This is a genomic window from Devosia insulae DS-56, from assembly GCF_000970465.2.
In the GTDB taxonomy this organism is placed as follows: domain Bacteria; phylum Pseudomonadota; class Alphaproteobacteria; order Rhizobiales; family Devosiaceae; genus Devosia_A; species Devosia_A insulae.
Genome location: NZ_LAJE02000368.1, coordinates 1 through 4,432 on the forward strand (window position 1 = coordinate 1; position 4,432 = coordinate 4,432).

The 4,432-nt window shown below is 66.7% G+C and carries 4 protein-coding genes and 1 pseudogene; 4 read left to right on the forward strand and 1 reads right to left on the reverse strand.

Annotated features, from left to right (window positions below):
• Nucleotides 1-22: 22 nt before the first annotated feature.
• The 3 genes and pseudogenes from hemF to VW23_RS25025 all read left to right on the forward strand — a co-directional run.
• Nucleotides 23-658, forward strand: a pseudogene (gene hemF / locus VW23_RS25015) (oxygen-dependent coproporphyrinogen oxidase); the annotation flags it as partial.
• A 399-nt stretch (nt 659-1,057) separates the two neighbouring features.
• Nucleotides 1,058-1,489, forward strand: coding sequence for a hypothetical protein (locus VW23_RS25020; protein WP_069912205.1), 432 nt, complete (start codon nt 1,058-1,060; stop codon nt 1,487-1,489).
• Nucleotides 1,490-1,586: 97 nt separating this feature from the next.
• Nucleotides 1,587-2,756, forward strand: a complete 1,170-nt coding sequence (locus tag VW23_RS25025) for an AAA family ATPase (RefSeq protein ID WP_069912206.1) — start codon at nt 1,587-1,589, stop codon at nt 2,754-2,756.
• Here the strand turns inward: VW23_RS25025 and VW23_RS25030 are convergent, their stop codons facing one another.
• A complete protein-coding gene (locus VW23_RS25030) occupies nt 2,757-3,986 on the reverse strand; it encodes an HD-GYP domain-containing protein (protein WP_084646465.1) in 1,230 nt (409 codons plus the stop codon).
• Between the two features lie 119 nt (nt 3,987-4,105).
• On the opposite strand from VW23_RS25030, the gene VW23_RS25035 reads away from it, so the two are divergent.
• Nucleotides 4,106-4,294 carry a DUF1059 domain-containing protein gene (locus VW23_RS25035; protein WP_069912208.1) on the forward strand — a complete coding sequence of 63 codons (189 nt, stop codon included), beginning with the start codon at nt 4,106-4,108 and terminating at the stop codon, nt 4,292-4,294.
• The last annotated feature ends 138 nt before the right edge of the window (nt 4,295-4,432 follow it).

A 4,432-nucleotide genomic window follows, 5' to 3' on the forward strand; every position in this document is an offset into this window, starting at 1 on the left:
CGTCGGAGGGGTATAAGGCAACTCCACTGTCCACGGCCACTTCTCCGAGGAATTCGCCCGCCAGATGCCGCATACCAAGGCGGGCGCCGAGTTCTGGAGCGCCGGTGTTTCGGTGATCATCCACCCCTGGAACCCCCACGTTCCCGCCGCCCACATGAACACCCGCATGATCGTTACCGGCAAATGGTGGTTCGGCGGCGGCGGCGACCTCACTCCCGTGCTGGATCGCCGGCGTACCCAGGACGACCCCGACAGCATTGATTTCCATGCCGCCTACCGGGCCGCCTGCGAGGCCCACGGCGTCGATTACGCCGCCTATAAGAAGTGGTGCGACGAGTATTTCTACCTGCCCCACCGCAAGGAGCCGCGCGGCATCGGCGGCATCTTCTACGACCAGCACAATTCCGCGGACTGGGACGCCGACTTCGCCTTCACCCAGGATGTCGGCCGCGCCTTCGACCGCGTCTACCCTGCCCTCGCCCGTCGCAACTTCGAGACCCCCTGGACCGAGGCCGACCGCCACGAGCAGTTGATCCGCCGCGGCCGCTATGTCGAGTTCAACCTGCTCTACGACCGCGGCACCACCTTCGGGCTGAAGACCGGCGGCAATGTCACCTCGATTCTCTCCTCCATGCCCCCGGAAGTGCGCTGGCCGTAGGCCAGGTGCTCCTGATTCATCGCCTACATGGCACAGCCCCCAGAGTGAGGGCCTTCTCCCCTTGTGGGAGAAGGTGGCCGAAGGCCGGATGAGGGGTCCGCGCAACGAAGTGTAGCGCGCTCCGAGCGCAAGCGAGGAGCGATTGGAGTACGCGGAGAGATACCCCTCATCCGCCCTTCGGGCACCTTCTCCCACAAGGGGAGAAGGCACACACCGCGCGGCCAGCGGTCGTACTCATGCCTCCCCCTTACCAACCTTGCCGAAGCTTAAGCCGCCGGAAACTACCGGCGGCTCAGGGGCACTCCTAGATTCCACCTGCCGGTGCAAAATCGCACCCCCGAACGGTTCCAGCCAGCGCAACGGAACCGCGCTTCAGCCTCGCTGCTTGTGGAGTTCAAAATGAACAACGCTCTCAAAGGCAATATTCTCAAGGGCTTGGGAGCCACGGCTGCCGCCGCGGCAATCCTCGTAGCAGCCGCCCCGGCCTTCGCCTCGGCCCCGGCCTTCTCGCTGGCCAAGCCCAATAGCGGCATGTCGGTCGATAGCTTCGACCCGCAGGTCCAGGTGTTCAACCGCCAGAACATTGCCGACCTGCTGCATGCCAGGTCCGTATCGGTGGTCAAGTTCGATACCGCCTGGAACGAGGGCGGCGACGCCGGCAAGGCCTTCGACGCGCTCAACAACAGCGACCAGTCGATCCACCTGCTGCGTGAGGCGCTGAAGGCCGATCCGGCGGCGATGCGCCTGCTGGCCCAGAACCACGTCGCGGTCAACCAGGTCATCGACATCGCCCCTGCCGGCAACGGCACGGTGCAGCTTTACGTGTCGTGAGGCCACAAGCGGTGCGCGGGCCCCGCCCGCGCCCCGCTTCTATCCGTCTGCCAGCCGCGCTAAACCTCTGCCACGCGAGAGGAGCGAAGCCGGGCCGATGACGCTGACCGATGTCGAGATCAAGGGCTTTCGTTCGGTTCGCCGGCTTCGCCTGCCCTTGCGCCAGCTCACCGTCCTCACCGGCGGCAACGGCGTTGGCAAGACCAACCTCTACCGCTCGCTCGAACTGCTGCACGCTGCTGCCAGGGGCACGCTGGCCGACGAGATCGCCCGCGAAGGCGGCCTCGGCTCGATCTTCTGGGCCGGCGGCAGGAACCTCTCCGCCGATGGCAGTTTCGATCCGATGTACCGCACCGACGGGTATCGCGCCCACGAGGGTCGCAACCGCCTGACGCTGGAGGCTCGGCTGGAACTCGACGAGTTCCTGCCCACCTACCGGATCGAGCTGGGTTTCCCGACGCCCGATTCCGCCGCCTTTCCCACCGAGGCCCAGATCAAGCAAGAAACTGTCGAGCTCCGGCAGGGTAACCGTGCCGTCGGCCTGCTCGAGAGGAAGAACAACGCAGTGTTTGCCCGAGCAGCGGGCGGTCAGCGCGAACTGATCGACGAGCGGGCGCTGGCCAGCGAAACGGCACTTTCGACGGTGCGCGGCGGCTATCCCGAGATTGCCGTGGTGCGACAGGAGTTGAGCAACTGGCGCTTCTTTCACGGCTTTCGCACCGATCAGGATTCGGCGCTGCGACGGCCGGCCCGCGCCATCACCTCGCCGATGCTGGCGTCGAGCGGCGGCAACCTCGCATCCGTGCTGGCGACCCTCCGCCATGTCCGGGGCGAGACCATTGACCTCGATGCGACGATCGGCGCCGCTTTCCCCGGCGCCGAACTGGTCGTGCCGCCGCCCGACGAGTTCGCGCGCTTCGGCATGATCTTCCCCGAAACGCCCAAGCGCACCTTCTGGGCGCACGAACTCTCCGACGGCACGCTGCAGTTCCTCGCCCTGATGGGCGCCCTGCTCTCTTACCGGCTGCCGCCCTTCATCGCGCTCAACGAACCCGAAGCGAGCCTCCACCCAAGCCTCTTGCCGGCGCTGGCCCGCACCATCGTCAAGGCCGCCGAGCGCGCCCAGATCTGGGTGGTCACCCATTCGCAGCCGCTCGCCGATGCCATTGCCGAGGAGAGCGGTATCGTGCCGCGCGAAGTGATCCGCACCGAGGACGGCACCGCTATCCGCGGCCTCAGCGCGCTCGGCGTCTTCGATGATGAGTGATCAGCCGTGCGGCCGAGTGACGGTGAAACCGCGCACCACGTCGCCGAACTGCGCCGGCAGCGGGACCCCAAAACTGTCGCCGAGCGTCCGCACCGCCGCGTAGTCGACCTTGCTGCTGATGCTCATGTCCACCAGCATGCCGATCGCCTCGTACGACGTCCGCGTCTCTTTGTAGGGCCGGGTCTCGATCAGCGCCGCGAAGATGTCGCAGACGGTGAGGATGCGGGTTAGCGGCCCGATCTCAGCGCCGCGCAGCCGGTCCGGATAGCCGCTGCCGTCGAGCGCCTCATGGTGGTGTCGCACCGCATCGAGCACCAGCGGCGACACACTGCCGTGCTTGCTCAGGTAGTCGAACCCGGCGCCGGGATGCAGCTTCACCGCCTCGAACTCTTCCGAGGTGAGCTTGCCCGGCTTGTCGAGGATATGGCGCGGGATCACCGCCTTGCCGACATCGTGCAGCAGCGCTGCATTCATCAACGCCGATGCCTGCCCGCCGCCGAGCTTTGCCCCCTTGGCGAACCCCGCGGCAACGCCGGTGACCAGGAGGCAATGCTGGAACGTCCCCTCGTGATGCCGGCGCACCGAGGCGAGCCAGGCATCGGCGCCAACCGCCTTGACGCTGGCGAGGACGCCCGCCGCCGCCTGCGACACGCCCTCGATGGGCATCGGTGCGTCGCTGAGTATGCCCTCGAACAGCACCTCGAGCGAGCGTTCGGCGTCGGCGATCGACACACCACCCGTATCGGCTCTGAGTGCCGCCTCCGCCGCTGCGGTGCGCCGCGCCCGACCGGTCACCGAATACTCGCGGCGCAGCTCCGCCAGCGCAAACTTCCGCACCATGTGGCGCGTCGCCCCCAGCGCATTCGCCTGCACCCGCAGTAAGCGCTCGCTGCCGCCCTCATCGATCAGGAACGTCCGCGCCTTGATCGCCGGCACCCGGTCGAGCGCGTGCTTGAGCCGGCCCACCGAATCCATGTCGCGCAGGTCCGCATCGACCACCACCTGCTCGGCATCAGCCAGATCGTCGAGCGTCAGCTCCGAAAGCAGACGCATCGGCGCGCCGAGCTGTCCCGCCATGGCCTTGCCGTGCCCTTCCCAATGCGGGTCGCACACGAACACCACCGTGCCCAGGCCCTTCGGCTCTGACGTTGCTGCTGGCTCTGCTGTTTGCGGCACTTTGCCCATCGTCGGCGGTAATCTTGGCTGGTTGCGATCAACTACGCCGTACATTCGTAGAGGTTTCGTGAATCTTTGAATGCAATTGACCGCGTATCCTCGCCGAAGCCGCGGCCCCGTACTTGCCGCATTCCTGGCGCCTGATGTCCTGCTACCAACGATGGAGCATGATCATGAAGTCGTTCGAATGTGGCACCCTGGTTCCCGGCTGCACTTGGCACACCCAGGCCGAGGACACCGCGGAAATCGTCCGCCGCGCCGCCGAGCACCTCCGCAACGCGCATGGCGAAGAGCTGATCCGTCCCAACATGGTCGACGAGATCAAAGCCCGCGTGCACGAAAAGGGCGAAGCGGTGCACTGAGGCGATAGCTCTCCTGACGCCGGCGTGCTTGGCTACCCCTCACCCCGACCCTCTCCCCAGAGGGGCGAGGGGGCGGTGTTGCACCGCCGGTTCACCTCGCGTCCCCTCGCCCCTCTGGGGAGAGGGCCAGGGTGAGGG